The sequence below is a fragment of the Undibacterium sp. GW821-FHT11B02 genome, from assembly GCF_058808955.1.
In genome coordinates, this window is the sequence record NZ_JBXASD010000003.1 from 239,858 (window position 1) to 265,933 (window position 26,076).

General features: G+C 50.9%; 21 protein-coding genes. 12 read left to right on the plus strand and 9 right to left on the minus strand.

What is annotated here, in order from left to right; translation table 11 throughout:
* Window positions 1-4: 4 nt before the first annotated feature.
* From tkt to gnd, 4 genes are read right to left on the minus strand one after another with little or no spacing between them, the layout of a single operon-like run.
* The gene (gene tkt / locus AC1RVX_RS07280; RefSeq protein ID WP_493215897.1) at window positions 5-2,161 is read right to left on the minus strand and encodes a transketolase; all 2,157 of its coding nucleotides are present in this window, start codon (window positions 2,159-2,161) and stop codon (window positions 5-7) included.
* A complete protein-coding gene (tal, locus tag AC1RVX_RS07285) occupies window positions 2,158-3,288 on the minus strand; it encodes a transaldolase (protein WP_493215898.1) in 1,131 nt (376 codons plus the stop codon). The genes tkt and tal overlap by 4 nt, the downstream gene beginning before the upstream one ends.
* Window positions 3,289-3,308: 20 nt before the next feature.
* Window positions 3,309-4,097 (minus strand): HAD family hydrolase, encoded by a 789-nt coding sequence (locus AC1RVX_RS07290; RefSeq protein ID WP_493215899.1) that lies wholly within the window; start codon window positions 4,095-4,097, stop codon window positions 3,309-3,311.
* Window positions 4,094-5,146, minus strand: a complete 1,053-nt coding sequence (gene gnd, locus AC1RVX_RS07295; RefSeq protein ID WP_493215900.1) for a phosphogluconate dehydrogenase (NAD(+)-dependent, decarboxylating) — start codon at window positions 5,144-5,146, stop codon at window positions 4,094-4,096. The genes AC1RVX_RS07290 and gnd overlap by 4 nt, the downstream gene beginning before the upstream one ends.
* A 322-nt stretch (window positions 5,147-5,468) precedes the next feature.
* Between gnd and AC1RVX_RS07300 the strand changes: the two genes are divergently transcribed.
* Entirely contained in the window at window positions 5,469-5,966 is a 498-nt protein-coding gene (locus AC1RVX_RS07300; protein ID WP_493215901.1) for a translational machinery protein, read from the plus strand.
* Between the two features lie 127 nt (window positions 5,967-6,093).
* Here AC1RVX_RS07300 and AC1RVX_RS07305 read toward each other — a convergent pair whose 3' ends face one another.
* The gene (locus AC1RVX_RS07305; RefSeq protein ID WP_493215902.1) at window positions 6,094-6,720 is read right to left on the minus strand and encodes a DUF2306 domain-containing protein; all 627 of its coding nucleotides are present in this window, start codon (window positions 6,718-6,720) and stop codon (window positions 6,094-6,096) included.
* A 226-nt stretch (window positions 6,721-6,946) separates the two neighbouring features.
* Between AC1RVX_RS07305 and AC1RVX_RS07310 the strand changes: the two genes are divergently transcribed.
* The 3 genes from AC1RVX_RS07310 (at window position 6,947) to AC1RVX_RS07320 (ending at window position 9,778) form a co-directional block, all read left to right on the plus strand.
* On the plus strand, window positions 6,947-7,906 hold the full coding sequence (locus AC1RVX_RS07310; RefSeq protein ID WP_493215903.1) for an AraC family transcriptional regulator: 960 nt from the start codon (window positions 6,947-6,949) through the stop codon (window positions 7,904-7,906).
* Between the two features lie 57 nt (window positions 7,907-7,963).
* Entirely contained in the window at window positions 7,964-9,082 is a 1,119-nt protein-coding gene (locus AC1RVX_RS07315) for an alpha/beta hydrolase family protein (RefSeq protein WP_493215904.1), read from the plus strand.
* A gap of 186 nt (window positions 9,083-9,268) precedes the next feature.
* Window positions 9,269-9,778, plus strand: a complete 510-nt coding sequence (locus AC1RVX_RS07320) for a contractile injection system tape measure protein (protein ID WP_493215905.1) — start codon at window positions 9,269-9,271, stop codon at window positions 9,776-9,778.
* A 45-nt stretch (window positions 9,779-9,823) separates the two neighbouring features.
* Here AC1RVX_RS07320 and AC1RVX_RS07325 read toward each other — a convergent pair whose 3' ends face one another.
* Complete coding sequence (locus AC1RVX_RS07325) at window positions 9,824-10,789, minus strand: CHAD domain-containing protein (RefSeq protein ID WP_493215906.1); 966 nt, start codon at window positions 10,787-10,789, stop codon at window positions 9,824-9,826.
* Window positions 10,790-11,207: 418 nt separating this feature from the next.
* On the opposite strand from AC1RVX_RS07325, the gene AC1RVX_RS07330 reads away from it, so the two are divergent.
* The gene (locus tag AC1RVX_RS07330) at window positions 11,208-11,531 is read left to right on the plus strand and encodes a hypothetical protein (protein ID WP_493215907.1); all 324 of its coding nucleotides are present in this window, start codon (window positions 11,208-11,210) and stop codon (window positions 11,529-11,531) included.
* Window positions 11,532-11,684: 153 nt separating this feature from the next.
* Complete coding sequence (locus AC1RVX_RS07335) at window positions 11,685-14,897, plus strand: diguanylate cyclase (RefSeq protein WP_493215908.1); 3,213 nt, start codon at window positions 11,685-11,687, stop codon at window positions 14,895-14,897.
* Between the two features lie 56 nt (window positions 14,898-14,953).
* Here AC1RVX_RS07335 and AC1RVX_RS07340 read toward each other — a convergent pair whose 3' ends face one another.
* Window positions 14,954-15,961, minus strand: coding sequence for a helix-turn-helix transcriptional regulator (locus tag AC1RVX_RS07340; protein WP_493215909.1), 1,008 nt, complete (start codon window positions 15,959-15,961; stop codon window positions 14,954-14,956).
* Window positions 15,962-16,069: 108 nt separating this feature from the next.
* On the opposite strand from AC1RVX_RS07340, the gene AC1RVX_RS07345 reads away from it, so the two are divergent.
* Window positions 16,070-16,744, plus strand: a complete 675-nt coding sequence (locus AC1RVX_RS07345; RefSeq protein ID WP_493215910.1) for a glutathione S-transferase family protein — start codon at window positions 16,070-16,072, stop codon at window positions 16,742-16,744.
* 2 nt (window positions 16,745-16,746) lie between these two features.
* Here AC1RVX_RS07345 and AC1RVX_RS07350 read toward each other — a convergent pair whose 3' ends face one another.
* The gene (locus AC1RVX_RS07350) at window positions 16,747-17,448 is read right to left on the minus strand and encodes a hypothetical protein (protein ID WP_493215911.1); all 702 of its coding nucleotides are present in this window, start codon (window positions 17,446-17,448) and stop codon (window positions 16,747-16,749) included.
* Between the two features lie 56 nt (window positions 17,449-17,504).
* Window positions 17,505-19,517, minus strand: coding sequence for a M48 family metallopeptidase (locus AC1RVX_RS07355; RefSeq protein WP_493215912.1), 2,013 nt, complete (start codon window positions 19,515-19,517; stop codon window positions 17,505-17,507).
* A 693-nt stretch (window positions 19,518-20,210) separates the two neighbouring features.
* On the opposite strand from AC1RVX_RS07355, the gene AC1RVX_RS07360 reads away from it, so the two are divergent.
* The 5 genes from AC1RVX_RS07360 to AC1RVX_RS07380 are packed head-to-tail and all read left to right on the plus strand — an operon-like array spanning window position 20,211 to window position 26,070.
* The gene (locus tag AC1RVX_RS07360; protein ID WP_493215913.1) at window positions 20,211-21,380 is read left to right on the plus strand and encodes a toxic anion resistance protein; all 1,170 of its coding nucleotides are present in this window, start codon (window positions 20,211-20,213) and stop codon (window positions 21,378-21,380) included.
* 39 nt (window positions 21,381-21,419) lie between these two features.
* The gene (locus AC1RVX_RS07365) at window positions 21,420-22,691 is read left to right on the plus strand and encodes a VWA domain-containing protein (protein ID WP_493215914.1); all 1,272 of its coding nucleotides are present in this window, start codon (window positions 21,420-21,422) and stop codon (window positions 22,689-22,691) included.
* A 31-nt stretch (window positions 22,692-22,722) separates the two neighbouring features.
* Entirely contained in the window at window positions 22,723-23,436 is a 714-nt protein-coding gene (locus AC1RVX_RS07370) for an FHA domain-containing protein (RefSeq protein ID WP_493215915.1), read from the plus strand.
* Between the two features lie 31 nt (window positions 23,437-23,467).
* Window positions 23,468-24,871 carry a GlnX family signal transduction membrane protein gene (locus tag AC1RVX_RS07375; RefSeq protein ID WP_493215916.1) on the plus strand — a complete coding sequence of 468 codons (1,404 nt, stop codon included), beginning with the start codon at window positions 23,468-23,470 and terminating at the stop codon, window positions 24,869-24,871.
* Between the two features lie 11 nt (window positions 24,872-24,882).
* Window positions 24,883-26,070 (plus strand): hypothetical protein, encoded by a 1,188-nt coding sequence (locus AC1RVX_RS07380; RefSeq protein ID WP_493215917.1) that lies wholly within the window; start codon window positions 24,883-24,885, stop codon window positions 26,068-26,070.
* The last annotated feature ends 6 nt before the right edge of the window (window positions 26,071-26,076 follow it).

A 26,076-nucleotide genomic window follows, 5' to 3' on the forward strand; every position in this document is an offset into this window, starting at 1 on the left:
GCTGTTACTTGACCAATGAGCGATGGCGTAATATCTGCGCCTTGGCCGCGGCAATGACATGGGCGACATCGAAACCAAAATGCGTTTCAACTACTTTGCCGGGGGCAGAAAGGCCGAACGACTGCATGGAGATCATCGTGCCGTGCTGCCCCGTATAACGTTCCCACCCAAATGCCGAAGCCGCCTCGACCGACACCCTTGCCGACACTGCTGGTGGCAGCACGTGGTCGCGATAAGCCATGCTTTGCCTTTCAAATAAATCCCATGATGGCATGCTGATGACGCGGGCGAAAATGCCTTCTGTCTTCAGTTGCTCATAGGCCGCAATACAGAGCGCCACTTCGCTACCGGTTCCCAACAGCATTACTTCTGGTTTCTCATCAGCCGCCCCGGCAAGTATATAGGCACCGTTTGCGACACCGCTGGCGCTGGCGTATCGGGTTCTGTCAAAAATGGGTAATGCCTGTCGTGACAACACCATGCTGACAGGTCTATTCCTGATTTGCATGATGACACGCCAGGCTTCCACCACTTCATTGGCATCTGCCGGGCGCATTAGCACCATGCCAGGCATGGCACGAAACGACGCCAGTTGCTCTATAGGTTGATGGGTAGGTCCATCTTCACCCATGCTGACGGAATCATGCGTCCATAGATAAATGACCGGCATGCCCATCATTGCCGACAAACGGATTGCCGCACGAGAATAGTCAGTAAACACAAAAAAACTGGCTGCGAATGGTCGTAACCTGGACAGTGCCATGCCATTGGCTATAGCGCACATGGCGTGTTCACGTATGCCAAAATGGAAGTTACGCCCGGCATAGCTGGCAGATTCATTCCCCAGTTCAGCACTGAAGTAGGCATTGTCAATAGCAACAAATGCCTCAAAATCACCTGCGGCGTCAAAATCCAGATGTGTCTTGGTTGACGGTGCCAGATCGGCTGCACCACCCAGCAACCATGGCATGTGAGTAGCAATGGTATTCAAGACTTTGCCTGATGCTTCACGGGTGGCAAGACCTTTTTCGTCTGCCGGGAAATTTGGCAAAGCGAGATCCCAGCCATCTGGCAGCCCGCCTTGCTGCATGCAATCAATTTGTTTGGCGAGTTGAGGGTATTGCTCGCGATAATCTGCAAACAGGCTATCCCACGATGCGCGGGCATTGCTTCCACGTTGACCAAATTCTTTGCGGAAATGCGCTTGCACGCCATCTGGTATGGCAAATTGAGTATCCGGGTCCACATGGTAAAACTGTTTGGCGAGTCTTACCTCATCAACACCAAGCGGTTCGCCATGTGCATCCCGGCTGTCTTGCTTGTGTGGTGCACCATAACCTATATGGCTTTGCACGACAATCAGTGTTGGTCTGTCCTGAGTGTCAACAAAGCGCTGAAAAGCATTTGTCTGTTGTTCAAGGTTATTTGCGTCTGCCACGCTAACGACTTGCCAGCCATAGGCGCGAAACCGTGCCACGACATCTTCAGTAAACGTAATTGCCGTCGTCCCTTCGATGCTGACGTGATTGCTATCATAGATCCAGCAAAGATTGCCCAGTTCAAGATGACCCGCCAGCGAGGCGGCTTCCGCACTGATGCCTTCCATCATGTCGCCATCACCACATATGGCGTATACATTGTAGTCAAACACAGCAAAGTCTGGTCTGTTGTAAGTAGCAGCCAGCCAGCGCTGTGCGATAGCCATACCAACGCTGTTACCCAAGCCCTGACCAAGTGGCCCTGTGGTCGCTTCGACACCCGCAGTCCAGCCGTGTTCCGGATGGCCAGTACAACGGCTACCAGCTTGCCGAAAACTTTGCAGATCTGCCATGCTGACGGCAAGATCGCCAGACATATTATTGGCGCGGGCCTTCACTCCACACAAATAAAGCATGCTATAGAGCAAAGCGGACGCATGGCCGACAGATAACACAAAACGATCGCGATTAAGCCAGTCAGGGTCGTTCGCATCAAATTTCAGGTAACGCTGCCAAAGGCAATACGCTGTTGGTGCTGCTCCCATAGGCGTGCCAGGATGCCCCGAATTCGCCTTTTGCACCATGTCAATGGAAAGCGTGCGCAAGGTGTTGATGCACAACCCATCAAGGGACGCCTGTGTGCTTGTGACCTTATCCGCCTTGACTGTATCGTCGATATTCATGACAAGGTCTTTGTGGTCTGTGGAGTAGTATCTATCGTATTTGCAGGCAGGTCAGCTTGTTTGCTCTTTTCATTGATGACAGACATCAATTCATTCCAGGATGTGGTGAATGTCATCACCCCTTCATCTTGCAGCCGGGCCGCAAGCGCTTCGATATCAACACCCTCGCGCCTGAATTCTTCTACTACCGAGCTTGCATACCCCCCATCAACCGGCAATACGCCAACTACCTTGCCATGGTCTGCAAATGCCAGTAGCGTTTTCTCTGGTACGGTATTGATTGTGTTGGCTGCCACCAAAGCCTCGATATACATGGTGTCTGATGCTTTGGCATCTTTCGTTCCGGTGCTGGCCCAAAGCAGGCGCTGTGGCTTTACGCCAGCAGTCGCCAGTTTTTGCCAGCGTTCAGACAACAGCAACTCACAATAGGCTTGATAGCATTGCACGGCAACAGCGATGCCAAGGCGGTTGTGGAAGGCGGGTGATATTTCGTCTTTCACTGCCACGTCCCAACAACTCACAAACACTGATGCAACAGACTGAACTTGCAAATGCAAGCCCGCGAGCTGACGTCTTTCCATACCCCGTAAATAAGCATTGGCCGCAGCCAGGTACTGCTCACGCGAAAATAATAAAGTAACGTTGATTGAAATGCCGTCGAAGATGGCCTGTTCAATCGCCAGAATTCCTGCTGGTGTACCTGGGATTTTGATGTACAGATTAGGGAGTGCCGCATGATTGTGTAAATGCGTAGCGGCTCTGACAGTATTGAACGTGTCATGCGCCAAAAGCGGCGACACTTCAAGCGATACCCAGCCGTCAATGCCATCACTGGCATCAAATATAGGACGAAGCAATTGAGCGGCATGTGTCAAATCTTCCAGCGCTAATGCAAAGAATAACTCCTCACCAGTTAATCCCTCTTTGTAGAGCTGATGAATGGCTGCGTCATAGCTAGTCCCTGATCCTATCGACTGTTGAAAAATGGTAGGGTTTGAAGTTAAGCCACTTACATTCAAATCTACGATGTAGCATTGCAGAGTACCGCTGGTGAGCAACTGACGATGAATATTATCCAGCCACACACTTTGACCCAGGTCACGCAATTGGCTGGTATGAGCATTCATATAGTTTCCATTTGAGATTGTTAACTGCTGAATGGCCATGAGTTGACAGTGGCCGGACTATCGAAGCTGACAAATGCGCTGTATTGATAGTCCATCAGATCACCCAGGCGATCCACACTGATGTCTGCGGGTGGGTACATGGTCAGCGTATCTGTATCTAAAGCAAAGTGTCCTTGCCGGACAAGCACAGTCGTCAGGCGGTTTTGCATCAGTTTTTTCATTGCGGTTAGCACGCGCAATTTATCGTCTATCATCACATAGTGTTGCCCGGGGTACTGCTGAACGATGGCGGCCAACATTTTTTCTTTGTGAACATAGACCAGCGTACGGCCACCTACCGCATTCCATAAGCCAGAACGAAGTATTTTGCGTGGCTGATAGACGATGTCGCCATCAGAAACAATCACGGTACTGCCTATCGTTTCAAGCTGTGCAATCAATTCCATCGCGTAAGGATACAAACGCTCTGCGAAAACATAATCCATCAAGAAACTTGATATTCGCAGCAACGCCTGATTGTTTACACTATGCAAATGTTCAAACTCATTTTCAGGAGAAAATGCTGCGTCAGACCGAAACCGCTGCAATGCGCCGAAATAATCTGCATACCCCAATTCAATACGCAATTGTTCAACGATGTCCCAATACCGTGCGGCACTGGCAGAACCAAACTCGGTGTAAAGAAGTTGGCCAAATTCATATAAGATTTGGTCGTTATTGAGAAGAGTGTTGTCAACATCGATTAAAAATACCAGGTTTCTCCTGACTGGCATTTCTTTGAGACCGGAATCTGTTTCAGATGGCATCATTTTGAGCTTCCTGCTGAGGGTGCATCATTTTTCTCCAGATGCCCGCCAAATTCACTGCGCATTGCAGACAGCATCCGATTAGCAAAATCGCCGCGTCCACGAGAAGAAAAACGTTCAAACAGTGCCGCACTCAGCACGCCCATTGGGACCGCTTCTTCAATGCCTGCAAGCATGGTCCATCGGCCTTCGCCGGAGTCAGCCACGTGGCCTGCGTAAGCATCAAGATCAGGATCATGGAATAAGGCCGATGCCGTCAGATCCAGTAACCAGGAACTGATGACACTGCCGCGCCGCCACACTTCCGTAATTTCCAGCAAGTTCATGTCGTACTGATAAAATTCGGGATTGCGTAGCGGTGTATTCTCGGCGTCATTCTGTTGCTTAAATTCAGGTTTGCCTATATTGGCATTGTGCAGAATGTTCAAGCCCTCTGCATAGGCTGCCATCATTCCGTATTCAATGCCGTTGTGCACCATCTTGACGAAATGGCCCGCGCCAGTACCACCGCAATGCAAGAAACCTTGTTCGGCATCATTGACAGGAAGCGCCTTAAGCAAACGGGCTGGGGTGCGCGTAGCAATTGCAACACCAGGGGCAAGTGACAAAAATATGGGGCGCATGCGTTCAACAATGCTAGCCTCGCCACCTATCATCAGACAATAGCCACGTTCCTGACCGGCAATACCACCGCTTGTCCCTACATCAAGATAATGTAATCCCCTCCCCTGCAATTCGTCTCTGCGTCGTATATCGTCGCGATAGTAAGAATTGCCACCGTCAATCACAATGTCACCCTTGCTAAGCAGAGGTAACAAGTTTGCCAATATTCCGTCGACCATTGCTGCAGGCACCATCAGCCAGATAGCGCGGGGTAATGACATCTGTGACACCATATTTTCCAGTGACCTGGCTGCACTGGCACCATCTTTTTCAGATTCAGCCATTGCCAGCTCGCTGGAATCGTAGACTACGCAGTCATGACCTGTTGCCAGCAGACGCCTTACTATGCCAGAGCCCATCCTGCCTAAACCTATCATACCCATTTGCATAGTCGTCTTCCTGCATTAAGAACCAGTTTACGATCTTACTGCGCGTACGCAATCGGAGTCCACGCGGGGCTCATGCGCTGCTCAAAATGCTCATGTACCAGAGTACATTCCGCTTTTTGCGCGGCTCTTCACCCCGCTGACGCACGTTCGCTACAGATCGTAAACAGGTTCTAAGTGAAAATGCCAACCCGCTACAACTTGCCTTAGATTAAACAGATAAAAGAAGGCCATCTGTTCGATGGCGTACAAACAATGGCGAATTTAATATGCATGCTGTCTGTACAGGTATTGAAGATGATCTTGAGAAAACACTGGACGTAGATTGAAAGAAACATTTCCGGCAAGCGCCTTCATCGCTATTTTCACTTTGTCAGGGCTGTTTTGGGTAAGTCCTGTTTATGAAAAATTTACCCTCTTCACAGAAAGAAAACCTATGTCAATCAATCATGTTGCCGTCTGGATAGATCATGTTCAGGCCCATATCATTCACTTCAACGCCGAAACCGTCGAGACTAAAATAGTCTTAACGCATTCCACCCATCCGCATTTACATACCAAAGCCGGGACTATAGGGGCTGGCCGGGCACCAGAGAGCCCGCAGTATTTCGATGACATTGCGATGAATTTGAAAGACGCCGAGGAAATCTTGATTGTTGGCCCCGGGTTTGAAAAACTGGAGCTAATGAAGCATCTCCTGAAAAACTATGATGCCATCGCGCAGAAAGTTAAAAGCATAGAGACCGTCGATCATCCAAGTGATGGGCAGTTATTGGCTTATGCACGTATTTATTTTCTCAAAAAGGATAAGCTGGGATTGTAGTGTTCTGTCGGGCTGGAAAACTGTCAGGCAAATTTTTTACCGCAAGTAAAACAATCTGCGCCTCAGGATAACGCAGTCAAACGACGCATTTGTGGTGAATAAGGCTTCGACACGGCAACCGGGGGACTCATGCTGCCTCCAGTTTTCTGGCCGGATGCAAGGACGCGCACAACATATCGGCAATCACCAGGGCCATGAAACTACTAACCCAGATGAGGTTGGCGCTTCCACCAAAACTGGCTTTGATATCCAGTTTCAAAACATCAACGGCCATACGCGTGACGATAAAAGTCAGCGTCAGTGCATAACTGCGGGTGATCCATATCTGGTGCATGATCAATTGTTTGTTGCTGGCAGTGTACACAGCAGCCAGCGTGGTGCCCAACCATAAACTTCCTTGCGCAATCGCAGGCCATTTTTCATCAGCGGCCAAATACATCAGTGCGATGTATATCGCAATGGGGGCGGCGATACAGACAGAAAAACCGTACACACGCCCAAGTACCCGGTGCAAATGCAAATGCCTGCTGCGGAAATCAGGAAAGAACTGTATGGGTGCAACGACCAGCGCCATCGTTGCCGCAAATGCGTGTACGTGCAGGCACCAGCGATAGGCATTTATTTTTTGCTCCCACTGTGGGTTCATCCCCAGCAACAAAGGCAATTCCACCTTGAGCATCACCAGCATGAACAGCAAACCCGTGACAATAAAGAAGTAAAGCTGGGGACGAGCGAGTACCTCACGGGTTGCCATGATTTTCTCCCAAAAATGCAAGTGAAATGACGATGTGTTAAATGGTCTTAAAGGGTATTAAACGCCATTAACGACATGTTGACTGACACCGAAGCTGTAAAGTCTGTGTCGAAAAGTAAGTATCAAAAAGTAAGCGTGATACATTTCAAGTCCTGCAAGGTTGCATCGTCACACATTGTATTGTTACGAATATAATACTTGGCTTTAATTGGCTACCAGGCATTCCATGTCGTCTCCCCACTTATATCGCAGTGAATACGCCCGGCGCATGAATCGGGTACTTGATCACATCGACCATCATTTAGATTCCCCACTCGAACTGGCAAACTTGGCGGATGTGGCGAATTTTTCGCGCTATCATTTTCATCGTTTGTTTGCCAGCTGGATGGGTGAGACATTAGGTGACTATATCCGACGTCGGCGCCTGGAAGTCGGGGCAATGCAATTGGCAACACAACCGAATCTGACCGTATTGGAAGTCGCTGTCTATACTGGTTTTGGATCAGGAGAAGCCTTTGGTCGCGCCTTCAAGACGCAATTTGGCTGCACGCCTGCTGCCTGGCGCAAAGATACCGGACGACGCTCTGCCACGCAATTGGCGGCGATGCGGATAAAAAAATCAGAACACAATAGCGGCAACAGCAATCCTGATCAGATATCTATTGCCGATTTCGGCAATCATGAAGCCTTCAAACACATCAATACGGAAACCGATATGAAGGTGGATATCATCGACTTGCCAGCCGTCAAGGTGGCATATATTCGCAAGATCGGCTCTTATGGCGCAGAAATAGGTAGTTTTTGGCGAACGACGTTCACCCCCTGGCTGCACAGCAATGGCCTGACCCATCAAGCCTGTTACGGCATCAGCCATGATGACCCTAGCATTACCCCGGTAGACAAGTGTCGCTACGATGCCTGTGTCGAAACTACGGAAGGCTTTTACCCGACCGCACCTGCCAACATCACCGAATTGCCCGGTGGACGCTATGCGGTCACCAAATATGTCGGCACCTCATCCGGTATCACGGATACGTGGATGGAATTTTTCCGCGCCTGGTTACCTTCGAGCGGCTTGCAATGCGATGCGCGCCCCTGCTTTGAATATTACCCGCCAGACGTCAGAATGGACCCCAAGACGGGCATATTTGAGTGCGACATCTGCATTCCAGTTTGCGCGCTCTGAATTTTTCCTGGCCCCAGCTCCCACCAATACCCCCAACGTTAACAGGATGCAATTTCCATGAACAAATCTTGGTTTACCAGGCTATTCGCCATCGCAGCAAGCACTTTCACATTGATGGGACCAGGACTGGCACAGGCCGAAACTGTGCCAAACTACAAAGTAGGTGCAGTAACCAGAAACATCGTCCCGGCCAAGCCCGTCTATTGGCGTGGCGCAAAGACCCACATTTTGATCACATCGGTATGGTATCCGGCTGAAGCCGATGCTGTTGAAACGCCCTTTTCGATCGGCCCGCCTGGCAACCCATTCTTTAACGCCGCCAATTTTGCGCGTGATGCAAAGCTATTGCAGGCTGCTGACAAATATCCTCTCATCGTGATTTCGCACGGAACTGGTGGGTCGGCGGTACAAATGGCCTGGCTTGGCACAGCGCTGGCGGCACAGGGCAATATTGTCGCAGCAGTCAACCATCCCGGTAATAACGGCCTTGAACCCTATACGGTAGAAGGCTTTTCAGTATGGTGGGAACGTGCCAAGGATTTGACCAGTGTGATCGATGCGATGTTGCAAGATCCCACGTTTGGCCCACGAATCGATGCGGGCAAAATTGGTGCAGCCGGATTCTCACTCGGCGGTTACACCATGATGGCAATAGCTGGCGGCATCACGGAACCACATCGCATAATGGATTTTTGCGCATCGCCACAGGCCGATGAAGCTTGCAAGCCAGTGCCAGAATTCCCGGGATTTTGGGATAAAGCGCAACAACTACGCAAAACCGATGTCGACATGCAAGCGGCATATCGTGACGCAGACAAATCGCACCGCGATCCGCGTATTCGTGCTGTCTTTGCGATAGCCCCGGCGCTTGGCCCAGTGTTCCCGGCAGACACACTCAAAGCCATAACCATCCCGGTAGAGATCGTGGCTGGCGATGGCGACCATATTGTTCCGGTCAACACCAACGCCCGCTATTTTGCGGCCAACATCCGTAGCGCCAAATTGACCATTTTACCTGGGGGCGTCGGACATTACACCTTTCTCGCCGCCTGCACAGATGCCGGACGCAACACCCTGCCCGAATTTTGCACTGACAAAAAAGGTGTTGACCGTGTGTCCGTGCATAAAGAGGTCAATGCACGTGCGATTGCATTCTTTAAGTCAAATTTAAACTGATCGTCGGCCTTTAGTCCTGCTCTGCCTTATCCGACGTGTTTTTCAATAGTTCGCCAGTTTCAAAATGTTCAAGCCAGGCGTAGATGAGCAGACGCCACTTTGTATATTTGGCGACAAGTGGTAAATTTACATGACTTGAACTTACGCAACGCTGGCAACTCATAACGAGACAACATCAGGGACAACATGAGCACACCATTAAAACTGAATAATGCCGGGCTGGTGCTATTGCAAAGCTATATCTCTTTGCTTTTCTCACGCCTAAAACTGACGGAGAACGACACTTTTTTATCTGCCGAAGCGCAGCAACGTGCCGTTCATTACCTGCAGTTTTTAGTGACTGGACACATGGGCACACCAGACCACTACCTGACGCTGAACAAAATTCTATGTGGTCTCAAGCCGCAAGAGTCTGTGATCAGCGGCATCACCATGCCAGCAACAGAAGTGGAACTGTGTGACAGTCTGCTGCAGGCAGCTATAAGCCACTGGAGCGCAATCGGCAGTAGTTCGCTCGATGGTTTTCGGGGCAACTGGCTGGTCAGGGATGGCTTGTTAAGTGACCAAACCGGACAATGGAATATGACCGTGGACAAGCGTGCGTATGACATACTATTGAACCGCAGCCCGTTTAGCTATTCCATCATCAAAATGCCCTGGATGAGCAAGACTTTGCGTGTAACATGGCCAACATAACGGTCATCGCAACAACTGGTGGCATGTAGCCTGTTTGAATGTGGGCTAAAAGATTTTCGCCACCTTTTGTTGAAAGACAGGATAACGGTCCAATTCTTTAACCATATTCTTTTCCACGCTGGCCCGCAGATCATTCAGACTGTGCCTGACTGTATCAATATCCAATGCAAGATCCGGCTCATATTTCAGCAGATCATCTAGCAGACGATCTGCAACAACCATGTCATTCAAATTGCCCAAGCCACTTTGCAATTGAGTGATATCTTCAAAAGTACTTTTTTTCTTGGCAAGAGAAATAAACGGCCAGAAAAATTCCATCGCATAATGCGCCTTTTTAACGGCGATACGAACACGGTGCAATTTCTCTGCATCCTTATGTTTTGTTTTCTTCCCTATCGAAAAAAGGCGCTTGAAGATTTTTCTTGTTGCCTTATTACAAAATTTACGGATGTCTGTATCACTGTAGGCATCATCTTTTTCTGCAACTTCATCCCTCCAACCCATGGTTAACAACCACACAGCCAGGTTTAGCATAAACAACTCAAACCGATCAGAACACAAGGCATCAATGGCTAGCTGATGCTGTTTTTCGGCATAGTGCCCGGCCTGCACAATGACTCTTCTTCCCGAACGCCTGCTCTCTTTGCTGTCCATAATCTTGGTCAAAGTAGATGATACCAACACATCCCAATCCCTTGCCGGACCAATTTCCCGGGCGATCCAGGCGAGGTCATCTACCAGAAATGGCGGAATCGAAATTTCGCCCTTGAATAGTTGAAATACAGTACGCAAACGACGCAAGCTGACGCGAAGCTGATGCATGCTTTCTTGCTGATACACCGGAAAAATCCCGGCATCATGCTGCTCCATTTTTTTCAGGCAATCCAGAATAATGACCTGGAATAAAGACTCTGTGTCAGTCGCTTTATCAAGGCCAGACGCATCTTTCTTCAATACAGACAAGATCGGTGAATCAGGGGCCGCACTTTTTTCCGCACTGACTTTTTTCATTACATTCGCGTCTTCGCTAAAGAATATCCTATAGGCAAATCAATCCCTGTCCGATTTGACGAATGAATTTGACCAACGGATTTATGAGGCCAACTATTGAATATGCACGCAATTAAGGGCGGGATATTGACTTATGTCATTTAAGATTAGGATGAATTGCCAGCATTTTCAAGATTTAGGCTGTTTAGGAGCAGCCCCGCCCAGAAAAGAAAATTCCATTTCATACATTACGCTGGGGGAATACAATTACAGGTGTTAAATTGATGCGCAAGCTATATTGAGGCAATAAGCATTTATGAGAATTGGGATTAGCAGGTGGAATTTCAAAGCGCGAGTAGTCGTGGTATTTTTATTTTTTATCTGTACTACCACTTTACTTTTCAAGTCGTCATTCACGCCAGCAGAAATACAAATCAAGATGGCTGAGCATTTTTCTGCCGCTACATCCAAAAACATTGAAAGGATAGAATGCTACGCCGGCACAAAGGGCCGGGAAATGCACCCGTTTCTGGATTGCAATTATAAAATTCGGGGGAAAGACATTTGGGAAACTAAAGAAGTGAATTACCCAGAACACTTGTTTGGCAGCTGGGGCTTCGGGATCATTTTTTATGATCAAACTGCACAGCCCAAAGTCGATCTCACCAGTTCAGCAACTGATGATATACCGTCAATTAGCAGAGTTGATCTTTACTATTGCATGAGCGTAGCAGATCAAATTCTGGATCAACAGCCGAAATAGCTGTCCTTGCATTCATGACCGAAAATGTTCTACATTTTGTCATTTCTAAGCTTGCTGACGATTTCGCGCTGTTAATCACCGGCAAGGTGATGTAGTCTGTAGAAAACGTGATTTGCGGCGAATCGGTTAAGGATCACAATGAGGTGAACACCTTTGATAATCATTGAGGCTTACATAATAATTCGCCTACTCAAAATGCTGGCGGGTTCTGCCATTCGCTTCGGGGAAGCGCGTGGTGGCTTTGTGTTCGTCAGACATTCGCTTCACGCGCTCGCCATTCTGACGTTTTGGGTTCTGTCTTGCATGCCGTCATTGTCGAATGCTGCACAAACCGGTGAGCGCTGGACTGGCATGGCTGAAGCCCTTTTTCAACATTACACGCAGGACCAGGGCTTGCCACAGACAACAGTGACGGGATTGGCCGAAGACGGTGATGGGTTTCTTTGGGTCGCTACCCAAGGTGGTTTGGCGCGGTGGGATGGTTACCGTTTTCGAAGCTATCTGCCGAATCCCAAAATTCCCGGTTCTCTCCCTGATAATTGCGTCAACGTGCTGCATGTCGATGCTGCCGCTCAGCTATGGGTAGGAACATCTGCTGGCGGATTGGTGCGCTACGATAAGCAGAAAGATCGATTTGTGAAATTGGAAGGGCTGGGCAATGCAGAGATCCTGTCGATTGCCGACGATGGCAGTGGCGGGCTGTGGATTGCTACAGCCACAGGCTTGAATCATTTGGATGCCAGGACTGGCAAACTGCAGAGCTGGCATCATGACCAGAACGATGCCTCCAGTCTGCCGGATGAACGGGTTCCTTCAGTAATCCGCGACCATAAGGGTGTGGTGTGGGTTGGCACGCATACAACACTGGCCAAAATGGTTCCCGGAAACGATCATTTTGTTGTTGTTCCGATTTTCGTCGGAACTTCTCCAGTGATGAATATTCGTAGCCTATTGGAAGATCGCAACGGGCGAATCTGGGTTGGCACTCATCAAAACGGTGCATTCGTCATTGATGGCACCGATGCCAAACCGCGTCAGGTAGAAGAAACCATTACAGGAAAATCGTCGCTGCTCACTGATTTTGTGTTCAGCATGAGCCAGTCGGATAACGGTGAAATCTGGCTTGGTACCTATGGCGATGGGATCGTTGTCGTCAATTCCGATACGATGCAAACACGGCATATTCGTCACGACCTGAAGATTTATAACAGCCTGTTATCGGACCAGGTCTGGACGCTTTACGCTGACCATAGCGGTTCGATGCTGGTCGGATGCGGTAATGGGCTGGATCGCCTGCTTAACGCTGACACAGCGATCCTGTCATTGTTCGGCGATCCCGGGCGTTCTGACGGATTCACATCAAATGACATCGTCAGCGTCTTCGAATCGAAAAATGGATTCATCTGGCTGGGTTACGCTGGAATGGGCGTTGATGTGATCACGGCGACGGGCGAGCGCATAGCGCAACTACGGCCCGATCCTGGTGAACCGCATACTGCCTTGGCGAAAGGCGTTGTTTCGGCGTTTGCCAGTGATGGCACCAGCGTATTTATCGGCACCGATGCCGGAGTGTATCGGACCGATTTGAATGGAAAAGGATTAAAACAAGTCAACATGAAAGGGCGTGTGCCGGTCAAATCAGGCAATGCCCTTTTGTATGATGACGGCGTACTCTGGGTTGGTGGCGGAAGCGACGGCTTGTACGCGGTATCGCCAGATGGAGCAGTTCAACCGGTGGTCAGTCATCTGGATGGTAAGCAACTTACCAGTCCACGGGTCAACACCATCATCAAAGGGCGCGATCACGATATTTGGGTTGGAACAAGAAATGGATTAAATCGTATCGATCTGGCTTCCGGTGCAGTTGAAAAAATTCAATACAACGAATCCGATTCGGCAGGCCTGTCTGGCGGTAATGTATCTTCCATGCTGATTGATCGACGCGGCCGGTTGTGGGTAGCATTGTTCGGCAGCGGGGTCAATATAATGCTTGGCAGGGATGGATCCGGTCACCCCCGTTTTAAAAGAATAAGCACCGACGCCGGGTTGCCGAATGACAACGTCGATGCGCTGCTTGAAGATAATCAAGGGAAAATCTGGGCCAGCAGCGATGACGGTATCGGGGTGATCGATCCAGAAACACTAACGGTACGCGCTTTTCGGCGTGGAGATGGTCTTGGAGTGCCGAACTACTGGGTTAACTCTGGCGTAAGAACTGGTGCTGGCGAATTGTTGTTTGGCGGTGCCGATGGCCTGACTGTGATTTATCCCGAACGGATCAAGAACTGGACATATATTCCCCCCATTGTGATCACCGATGCGCATATTGGTGGTAAGGCTGTGACACTGTCTGGTGCTGCTGTCGGCATCGATCCACTGGTTGTCACGCCGGAAGAAAACAGCATGGTCATTGAATTTTCTGCGCTGGATTTCACCGCACCGGAACGCAATTTATACGCGTATCGGCTGGCTGGATTTGACAAAAACTGGATCGATACCGATTTTACCCGGCGTGTTGCCAGCTACACCAATTTGCCTCCTGGCGCATATACCCTGCAAGTGCGAGGTTCAAATCGTAACGGTACCTGGGTGGAGAAGTCGCTGAGTATACCGATCAATGTTCTGCCTGCCTGGTATCAGACCTGGTTATTTCGTGTTGCAGTCTTTTTAGCGGGAATTCTTCTGGTTGTGTTGCTGGTGCAGCTTCGTACTGCCTATCTGCACAAAGCGAAACTCGCATTGGAAGAATTAGTGGCAATTCGGACGCGGGAATTATCGAACAGTACCGAACAGCTACGGCAGAGCAAGATTCAACTGGAAGAGATTGCGTATCGCGATGTACTGACTGGATTATCGAATCGACGCCTGTTTATGGAGCGATTTGAAAATTTTCAAGCCTTGGCCAAACGGACAGGGCGAAATTTTGCGTTGTTGTTAATCGATCTTGATAAATTTAAATACATCAATGATACCTTTGGTCACGACGCCGGTGATGCAGTCCTCGTGGCGACTGCGGCACGATTGGTCACAGCGACGCGGGATGTCGACGTTGTGGTGCGTTTGGGTGGCGATGAGTTTGCCGTGTTGTTGGACGACTCCGGGCAGACTGCTTCGATTCATGTAGTATGCGAACGTATCCTGGGGTTATGTGCCCAACCCATCATTTTTGGTAAGCAGCAATTCATTGTTTCCACGAGTATCGGCGCAGCCTTCTTTGGCGAACATGGCAGCTCCCAGTCTGAATTATATAAATCGGCAGATACGGCGCTCTACGAAGCGAAAAACAGCGGACGAAATACCTGGCGTTGCTTTGCGTCGCCGGTTGCCCCGCCTTTGACCACCTCCCATAAAACATCTGTGGAATAATAACAAGACACTGTATCGTGGCTTGGCGAAAAACGCGGGGCGAGCATTTGTCGCATTCACACGCCATACAACGCCCCCATCTTCCCCACCACATCCCTCATCCTGCTACGCAATTCTGGTGGTTCCAGCACTTCGGCGTCTTCACCAAAACGCAGCATTTCTGCGCAGGCTTGCCACAGTGATCCTACCGGGATGGTGGCGGTGGTCCAGCCTTGTTCATCCACGTCTTCGGACAAACGCAGTTCTGCGTAGACATAGGGTGGCAAAAAGGCTTCGCACATTTTGACGCCTCTGGGTGACAGGCGGATGGTGGCCTGGTTGTTGTAGGTGTCCTGTTCCAGCCTGCGGGTGGATGCGCGCCAGTAGTTGGTGAGATCAAAACTGGCGGGGCGTTCAAAATATTGTTCCAGCAGATTGAAGTCCAGTATGCGCGAGATGCGGTAGGTGCGTGGTTTGTCGTCCACCTGCCCTACCAGGTACCAGGCACCGCCTTTCATGACCATGCCCAGTGGTTCGACGGTTCTTTCCTTGACACCTTTCCAGCTTTGATAGCGGATATGGATCAGGCGTTGTGTCCACACTGCATCAACCACTTGCGGCAGGTAATGCGGCTGCTCTGTCAGTGAAAACCAGGCTGGCGCGTCCAGGTGGAAGCGTGAACGCATTTGTATGGCACCGTCGCGCAAGGCCACGGGCATGGCAGACAGCAGCTTGTTTTGTGCCGCCACCATGACTGAACCCAGCCCCATGTCGGTGGCGGCACCCGCCAGGCCACTCATGAACAGGGCTTCGGCTTCTTTGGCGGACAGGCCATTCAATTGCGTGCGATAACCATCCAGCAGGCGGTAACCACCGGCAGAACCGCGTTCGCTATACACGGGAATGCCAGCCTCGCTCATGGAATCAATGTCACGATAAATGGTGCGCAAGGTGACACCACACTCATCTGCCAGTTCAGGCGCAGTGGCAAAACCCCGGGCTTGCAGGATGGTAAGGATGGAAATCAGCCGGCTGGCGCGCATGTCAGAATGATGCGGGATGCAAGAAATGAAATAATTTTTCAATAATAATCCATCCTGACAAAAGATGACAGGTATGAAACCGTATTCTTATCACATCGGCCAAGCAATGACGCTATAAAGCCGCTAACCCTGACACAGAAAGGCAAGATCATGAGCAACAATGACAACATCACCCTGTTCTATTCCCCACAAACCCGCGCTACCGGTGCGCTGACCTTACTGGAGGAAATAGGTGCACCTTATCAACTGCACGTCTTGAACATGAAGGCAGGCGAGCAAAGGCAGAGCGCGTATCTGGCGATTAACCCCATGGGCAAGGTACCTGCCCTGCTGCATCGTGGCGAACTGATCACGGAACAGGTTGCTGTTTTCCTGTACCTGGCAGAGTTGTTCCCGGAAGCTGGCCTTAGCCCTGCCCCTGGCAGCCACTTGCGCGGCTCTTACCTGCGCTGGATGGCGTTTTATGCCGCCTGTTATGAACCGGCCCTGGTGGACAAGTCGCAACAACACCCGCCAGCAGCGCCATCAATGTGCCCTTACGGTGATTTCGATACGATGATCAACACCGTCACGGCTCAACTGGCAAAAGGACCATACCTGCTGGGCGAACAGATATCAGCAGCAGATATCCTGTGGGGCAATGCCTTGAACTGGGGCACCATGTTCAAGCTGGTGCCTGAAACCCCTGTCATCATGGAGTATGTACAACGCATCACCAGCCGCCCGGCTTTTGTCAAAGTCGGTGCCATGGATGCTGCCTGGGCCGCCGAGCATGAGCGCGTTGTAAATGCGGTGAATGAGACGAAAGCTAGCAAGGTGGCGTAAATTCAGCTGGCTGTTGTCACGCTCCAGACTGATATCGACTCTTTACCATCAAGTGGATACAGGTCATCATTCTTGAACTGGAACTTGAGTTCTGCCGGTGCAAAGTTGTCGTCTTTGACCGGCACATTCTGATGTGGTTTATCTTTCGTCAGACTGTATTCACGGGTATCTTGTTGCATGATCAGTACATCACCATCGATACGTATCAGCTTGAACCATCGCTGTACTATTTGGGGAACATCCCGCGAGGTGGCCGGTTCTGCGCTCACCCAGGCTTCAAAAATATCGCCAACGACAGGGTGTGCCAGGTGTTGCTTGAGCAGCGCTGCGCGATCGGTGGAGGCTTGTGCATCTACATTGAATTTAAATTGCAAGGCAGCTATGACAGTGATGGCTGTCGCAACACCCGCAACAAATTTCCATTTGAACCAGAAACGGAACTTACCCCGGTAGGCGTGCTGATGCTGCCGGTAAAAGTCGGTTAGCGGCTTGCTGAAATCATTGCGCTCGATTTCTGTGTGGCAAGCGGAACAAACCACAAGCGGTATGGCTGGAAAATTGGTAAAGGCATGAAAAAATGAGTCTTCACGCAAATTGAAGAATTGCATGCGCAATTGCTCTTTACGGCAATGTGGGCACGGAACATCGCTGACATCAATTTCACCTGCCGGGATATGGGTTTGAGTAACGGTGTAGACGAACACTAAATTCTCCGGAATAACGGTGGGGTAAGATGCTTGTTTATCTGGTGCTCAATAGGTCAGGAGCTCAATACCTGGCCTGGCCCCGGCTCAACATGGCCTGCATTCGCGATCTGGTGATATTCGTAAAACTGCCTCGCGATCTCGTCATAGTTTCTCCCACTGATTCTGGGCAAGGTAATGTACAACTGATGAGAGCGGGCATCGAAGCGCAGGTATCTTGCTTTTTTTCCGATCACGGGTGCCGATGTACCAGGTTTGAATTGCAACTGTAGCGTGACGACGAAGCCACCATGCGCAACCAGCGATTCGACAGCCGACCAGGCTAGCTCACCTGTCACGCCTTCCAGACGCAAGGTATCACGACGCACTACGATAAAAGGCTTCAGCGATTTCTTGCGGAAATTGTTGGCGACGAAAGTACATGCGACACCACCTGCGATCAGGAAGGTAATCACTGCAACGGTAATCAGCTTGAAGTGCGTACCGCTTGACAGGAACATCAGCACAATGGCAAACGCAAACAAGAATTGCAGAAAAGCCGCTAACCCAAATACCAGCATTGCGATGGAAGGTGGTTTTTTGATGATCCATTCGTCTGTCAGCAAACCAGAGCGAATAGTAATATCCTGCTTTTGTACCTGCGATAAATCCTTGGTCAAATGCTTGCACCATGCGCTGCCATCGCCCAGCAATTGGTTCAGCAGTGACATGCCTGCGTCGTCCACAGGTCTGGCGGCACGGGCCAGCATGTCTGCATTTGGTATGACCTGCAACGCATCCATCCGCTGCCGCAATGTCGGGTGGGTATCAGTGGGGTGAGTCCATTCGTCATCCAGATGTGTTTGCGGATTATCCAGGCCCCGTAATTGCGCGTTTTGTATCAGTTCGGCGACCAGATCATCCTGCTCTGTCGCCTGCAAGCGTGCGCGGCCAACGGCTTCATGAATCAACATGTTAAACAACCTTGTACGCAATAGCGCCGTGGCAGCATCCACCGCACTATGCAGGGAACTGCCAACGGAGTCAGCGATCAGCTCACGCTGGCGGCTCCAGTGTTGAACCGCATGATCGAACTGTTGAGAAAAAAACTCGCCCAGCAGGAAAGTCGGATACAGCATGATCTGGCTAACGATGTCACGTTCGCGCAAGTTGTGCATGTGCTCCAGGTTTCTGCGCACACCGGAAAAGATGGGGAGGAAACGCGTTGAATAATCCGTATCAGCACCTGCAAAATGCGCCAGTTCATGACCGATAATGACTTCAGTTTCGGCACGGGACAACACCGCCAGATAAGTAAGCGGCAGGTAGAGTGTACGCCCCCGCAAGATCGACTCCGACGGCGTCAATCTGATGTCGCAGGAGGTGACAAAGAAGCCGTCACACAGTCCAACAACGATATGATCTGGTGCCAATGCATTGAGTCGCTGTGCGATATCCCGCATCCAGGCCCACAAGGCGGGTGACTGAGAAGGTAAAACACTACGGCCCGTCAAGGGCATGGCCTGGATGTTGAAACTGGTCCGGTTGACATACAACGCATACAGTGCCTGCAACGCCGCTGCAATGGCCACCAGGCTGACGATTCCGAACATGATGCTTGCTTTCAGATCGGCGTCACTCATCGCACTAACGATGTTGATGCTGGTCAGTGTTTCATAGACGGAAGCAGTGATGGTCGCGCTCGCGAGTAACAGCGTCATGGCAGCCATTAACCAGGGGAGCCGTTGATAGCCTTTCGAAAAAACCTGCAAGAGTTGCTCACGCGAATTTCGCGCTATGCGCCCGGCACGAATCATCAACATCATGCCCAGCACACCCAATAGCGTTGCCAGCAATCCACAGGCTACCGTCCAGAGCGGCAAAGCCTGACGAGCACGTATGGCAGGATGGCTTTCATCCAGATCAGCCAACTGCTCTTTCAGAATTTGACTGGCGTACTGTACACCCAGTACACGTCCCTTAACACCGCTGGGTATGGACGCATGTGGATCGCGCTGCGCAAGTTCCGACAAACTGGCTATTTGCTCAGACAATTCCGCCCGGTTTTGCGCCAAATTTGACAGTCTCATTAACTGTGACATTCCCAGAACAGTAAGTAAAGCGGGAAACAGCAAAAGAAAGATGGCGAGCTTCAGGCTGGGCTTTGTTATGGGCGTCATGGGCGTCGTGTTTGTCATGGGCGTGTCATTTGTCCAGTTGAAGCCGGGGGCAGATCGACAATGCTGAAAGAATAGGCAAGCTTAACAGGTAAGGTTTGTTAATTTGCCATGTTGTGGATTTGCTTACAAATATGGGCAATTTGTAACAGCTTTGCGATCTGGACCAAAGGAGGAATTACCTTACCCACGCCACATTCTTTGGCTTGACAAGCACTGAAAACCGCTAGCAACCAGCATATTGCCCGGGCCAGATCAAGTCTCAAGTCACCTGCTTGACACGACCGCCCCGGATATAGCTGATCAGCAAATTTCACATCGGTAAAATCGAAATGCGACTACCGTGGACTTCATCGGTCACATGGACAAAAATCCTTATAAGTCAATTGACTTGACTCAAAAACGAATAACGGAACATTAAATAAATTACAATAAGCCCTTCCAGCACTTCTGCTCAATTCATGGACTGTAATCACCGATTTGAACTTGCAACATGCCAGGATCCAGGCTAACCAGAATTTTTACGAAATTTTTACACGATTTTAGTAATAATACTATTCACGTCAATTACAACAAGACGTATCACATTCAGGAATAACAAAAAACATGGACGACCATTCCTTAGTAGTCGATAGCCAAAACAGCATGATGCTGCCTCAGTTAAGCAACGCCTTCACAGACCAGCAAAAGATCAACATTGCCGCTTTCAGCGATGCCCAGCGTCAGAAAATGACGCAGATCGTTGCCACAACAGGTGAGCTAAACAGTGCAGTCGTGACCAGTTTTGGTACTGAGCAGCAAATGCACATGAATCAGTTTCTGGACGAACTTTTAGTCGGTATCCGTACCGCCGACGTGGGCGAAGCTGGTGCCATCACACTGGAACTGGCACGCCACATCAAGACCATGAAACTGGCCGAGATGAAAGCCGAAGTAGAGGGTGGCGACTGGGTTGCCAACTCACTGGGGAAACTGCCCTTCATCGGTAAATATGCATCGGCATTGCGTTATTTTCAGTTGCATCACGCGGAAATCATCAAATATCTGAAAGAGATAGAAGACCGGGCGCAACGTGAACGCGGTAAGCTGGCGGCCACCAATGGCAAGCTTGATCAACTGGTTGACCGCACCATCGACAACCTGAAACAGCTTGAGCTTTATCTGGCAGCAGGACAATCCATACTGGTGCGTGCCAAGGCACGTTTTGCCGACAGGCAGGCCGAGGCAAAAGTGTCCAACGACCAGGTCGCGGTCATGAAATTGCGTGACGAAGTCGAGCAGATCAATGCCTTTGAAGCCCGCCTGTTGCGTATGCACATCGGGTTTACCGACGCATTATTATCGGTACCGCAGATACGCCTGACCCAGGAAGCTGCCCGCATCGAAGAGCGCAATATCATGGACACCATCCTGTTTGATTTACCGCGTCTGAAAAGCGCCATCCTGCGGGTTGCATCGTTAAAGCAGATCATGGATGCATCGGCTGGCACACAGGCACGCCGCGAGATCACAAGGCAAGTGGGTGCCATTGGTGGCGACCTGCTCCAGCAAGCCTATACCCAGGCCAAGCAAAGCCAGGGCAGCGGTGCCGAGGACGTGGCATTGCTGGCACAGACAGCAGACAAATTGCTGGAAACAATCGCACTGGGCGTTCGCCTGGACGAAGAAAACCGCCAGAAGCGCAAAGCCGCCGAAGCCCAGTTGGGTGACATCAAGGTCAAGCTGCTGGAAGGGCTGCGCGCCAACACCAATGAGCTGGCGCAAAGGGCCATCTGATACGGTCTGTTTGCAGCATCAACTTTACTGAAAATTCCTATGAAATTTACTGCTGAGTCGTTTTATAACGCCCACCTGGCTGTCGGCGCCACACGCCTTGACGCCGTCATCACCGTCAATTCCAGCAACGATGGCGCACCCATGCAAAAAAAGGGACGGCTGCTGGCCATATTTGTCGGCGACGTGTCTGGCTCCATGGACGGAGACAAGCTGCAACAGATGAAACACGCTGTGCGGGTAGGCATTGATTGTCTGGATGAAGATACATGGTTTTCCGTGATTGCCTTCCATAGCCAGGAACAGGTCGTCATCCCCGCCACACGTGCCACTGATATAGCCAAGGCAGCAGCGCACCGCACCGTACAAACCCTGAAGGCGGGCGGCGGCACGGTGATGTCCAAGGCATTGATGGCTGCCGCGAAGCAGGCAGAATCTGTCGAAGCGGATATCGTCCAAGTGTATTTTGTGACGGACGGTGAAAACGATAAGGGTGATGGTAAGGCACTCGACGCCGCCATTTCATTTTGCGACAAGAAATTGCAAGCAAGCTGCTGGGGCGTGGGAACCGACTGGGACCCACGTGACCTGCGTACCATCGCCGGTCGCCTGCTGGGTCGCGCCGACGCCGTGCCAGACCCGGAAACCTTACAGACCAAGTTCAGGGAAGCATTGGCACAAGGCATGTCCAAAGGTGTCAGTGGCGTCAAGCTGCGGCTGTGGGTGCCACGTACAGTACAAATCGTGACCATGAAACAGATGTCACCCGAAATCGCCGACCTGAAAAATCTGTGTGCCCGCATTGATGAAAAAACCATCGAAGTACCACTCGGCTCATGGGGTGTGGAAAACCGCGACTATCATTTCGGTTTTGAACTGACCACCCAGGCCGAAGGCGAAGAAATGATGGTATGTCGCCCCAAAGTCGTGTATTCACAGGATGGTGCTGAAGTCAGCGTCGATGGCCAGCGCATCGTTGCTACCTGGTCATCCGATGATGCCCTGACGACCCGCATCAATGCACAGGTTGCCCACTATACAGGACAGGAAGAACTGGCGCATTCCATCCAGGAAGGGCTGGCAGCCAAATCCCGTGGCGATATCGATCAGGCCACTGTGTTATTAGGCAAAGCCGCGAAGATCGCGATTGAAACCGGCAATGATGAAGTGACCCAGCGCTTGAAAAAAGTGGTGGATGTGATCGATGCGCAAGAAGGGACTGTGCGTTTGCGTGCCGGTGCCAGCAAAGGCGACGACATGGAACTGGATATGGGTGGTACCCGTACCGTGCGTCGTCGTCCTGCCACTACCTGAGCCACCGCTTGAGCCCACAAAAAAGGAAATCATGCCTATCTGTTCTCAAGGTCACCAGTCTACTGATGCCGACTATTGCTCTGAATGCGGTATGCGCATAGGTGCTGCATCCGTGACCTCGCCTGCCCCAACACCCACCGGTTCTGGAGATATATGTTCTGATTGTGGAACGCCCAGAAACGGTGGCAGCCGTTATTGCGAAGTATGCCGCTATGATTTTCAGAGCAAGGCATCGTACGCACCTGTAACACCAGTGATGACACCTGTCATGGCACCAGCGGCGACTGCTGCAGTCGCTGTACCGGATGTCAGTCCACCGCCATTGCCAGTTGCCGCCCCCATAGCGGTGTCCAGCCCGCCTGCTGTCTTTTCGCCGCAACAACTGTTCAACATCGAAATTATCGTTGACCCGGCACTGGCTGCCGATGCCGAAACAGCAGCGCAGTGCCCGAAAGACACGCCGGTACGTTTTTTCCCGCTCGACCTGGCAGAAAACCTGGTCGGTCGCCGTTCAGATGTCAAGGGTGTCTACCCCGAAATACAGGTCGATGACCCCGGTGTATCACGCCGTCATTTGAAACTGATGCGTCAGGCAGACGGTAGTTATGCTGCGCTGGATCTTGGTTCTACCAATGGGTCCATCATGAACGGTAACACCCTTGTCCCTGGCGTACTTACTGCGCTGCAGGCTGGGGATGAAATCGTAGTCGGCAGCTGGACTAAATTACGCCTTGCCACTAAATAATAACAAGCCACATCAAAACACAGAGAGCAATATGCAACCCGCCAATATGCCCGTGCCAGCATTGAATCAGCAAGTCCAGGCCACTACATTGCAAAGATGGCAGTCTTATCTTCGTACCACTCCAGGTCGCATGACGCTGGCACTAGGGCTTAGCATCGCCGGTGCCTTGCTGGTTGCCTTGAGCGGTCTCAGTGTATACAAGGGTGTCCGCGAGGCGGTGCAGACACTGGGCCGTGACACCGTGCCATCCATCGTCGCTGCTGAAAAAATCCGCTTCGTGCTGGCCAGTGCTCATGCCAATACCATGAATGCATTACTGCTCAAAGAAACCGATACCGGCAAAGCCAGCACGGCGTTTCGCGCCGACATGGATCAGGCACACAATGAACTGCTGACAGCTGCAAAAAACATCACCTACGGCAATGAAGAGCAAGTGCCAATCACGACAGTCATGACGGCACTGGGCAAATACGAACGCCTGCTGGGCCAGGTTCAGGCCAAGATTCAGGGCAATAGCGGCGATGCCGCATTGACCGATCTGAGCAGTGCCAATACGCTGATGCAGTCCACCATCCTGCCCGCCACACTGGCGCTGGACCAGGCCAATTTTGATCACCTGACTGCCAGCTTTGAACGGCACATTGCCTCATTTTCCCTGTCACTGTCACCCTTCATCGTGTTTTCAGTGTTGACGCTGGTCGCACTGATAGGCGCACAACGGTATCTGAAACAAAAAACGCGGCGTAGCCTGAATACAGGTTTATTTGCTGCCACCGTCATCATAGGCGTGACACTGCTCTATGTTGTCTCCACATTGAATTCGCTGGAGAAAAACCTGACATCGGCCAAACACGATGCGTTTGATTCCATCCACGCCTTATCGAAAGCACGTGCGCTGGCATATGAAGCCAATGCAGATGAAAGCCTGCTATTGATCCAACGTGGTCACCCGGCTGAACAGGCACAGGCAACGACCTCCTTCAACCAAAGGACAGCGCAAATCATGGCGATCAAACCTGGTAAAGTCGCCCAGGTTATTGCAAGCAAAACCAAGTTTGGTGGCCTGCTTGGCGTTGAGCTGGCCAACATCACCTTTCCGGGTGAAGAAGCCGCCGCCGTACAGACCCTGAAAACCTGGTCACGTTATATGGAAATTGACCAGCAAATCCGTCAACTTGAAGAGTCCGGGCGTCATGACGAAGCACTGACCCTGACCCTGGGTGTAGAGAATGGACAATCAGACTGGGCTTTTTCTGAGTTTGACAAGGCGCTGGGCAAAACCATAGACATCAACCAGCAAGCTTTTGATCAGGATATAGCGAAGGCATTTTCTGAACTCAACCGTTTTCCTTATATCTTGCTCGGCGCTATCCTGGCCAGCATCATCGCCGTCGTCGCTGGCATGAAGCCGCGTCTGGATGAATACCGTTTCTGATAGACTTGACTGTGCCAATCAAAGAAGAAATCGAAGCCTTGCGGGCTAATGTCACCACGATCAGCCGTAACCTGCTGGACCTGGCTGAGATGGATGCCGTCAAGATTGCCAGAGTACGTGTGAAAGATGCAAGCAATGGCTATCGCGGCATTACCCACGACAAGCTTAGTCTTGCAATCAAGTCACTGGATGCGCTGTGGAATAGTTACCTATTGCTCGCCAGATTGCTGGAAGAAGTCACTGACCTGCATAGACGCAGTAATGTCTTTTTCGATACCGAAGAAGATGTCCGCAAACTGTTGTACGGCCCCTCGGTTGAATTGCGTGCCGAGCACATCCCTATCACCAACCGTGCGCTCTTATCGACAGCCAGCAAAGTCTCGCAGGCAACGCCGCAAGACGTACTGACAGCGATGGAGCAACAATTTGAAGATGCGCGCAATGTATTTACTGCGTTATCGCTGGCCATCAGCCAGAGTGCACAGCGACTGGAAACGCTGCGTCAGCAAGCCACAGAACTGGAACACTGGGCAAGCAAGCTAGGCTCAGCTGCTCACCTGTCAGTCAATCTGGATGCGATGCTGGACAATGTGGATCGTGATCCCCTGTCCTGTGCAGCCGACATGGACGGTGCGGAACGCATCATGGGAGCCGCAAGGCTGGCTTTGAAAAATCTGGAACAGCAGCAAACCCAGAACCGTGCCGGGCTGGATGAAGCCACGGCCAGGTTGGCGCAATTGCAGGATTCCATACAACAGGCAATGGCAGTCATCGAAGAAACACGCCTGGCTGTACTTAACCCTGAGGGGCTGGTCATGCCGGTGGACGAACAGGTTATCAATTCACTGCAAACCTGGCTTGCCTCCATTGCACAGTCCCGCCCGGAAGCAGTCAAAGTTGGTCTGATGCGCTGGCAGAGTGCGTGTCAAGTGCAGATAGTGGCGGCACAGCAAGCTTGCGTGACAAATCGGCGACCGCTGGACGAATGCGAAGAAATGACAGGGCGCTTCAATGCTTTGCGTGCGATGGCAAAAACCCTGGTCACCAGGGGTATCGTTCTGGATGAAAAACTGACATTGATGTCGCAGGCTATCAAGCAAACCATTGCGGTCAAGCCTGTGGACCTGGCTGCCCTGCGCACCGCAGTCGCAGCATATGAAGCAGCGCTATACAAGATTAAACTTTCTTCATCTACCTAATCAGCA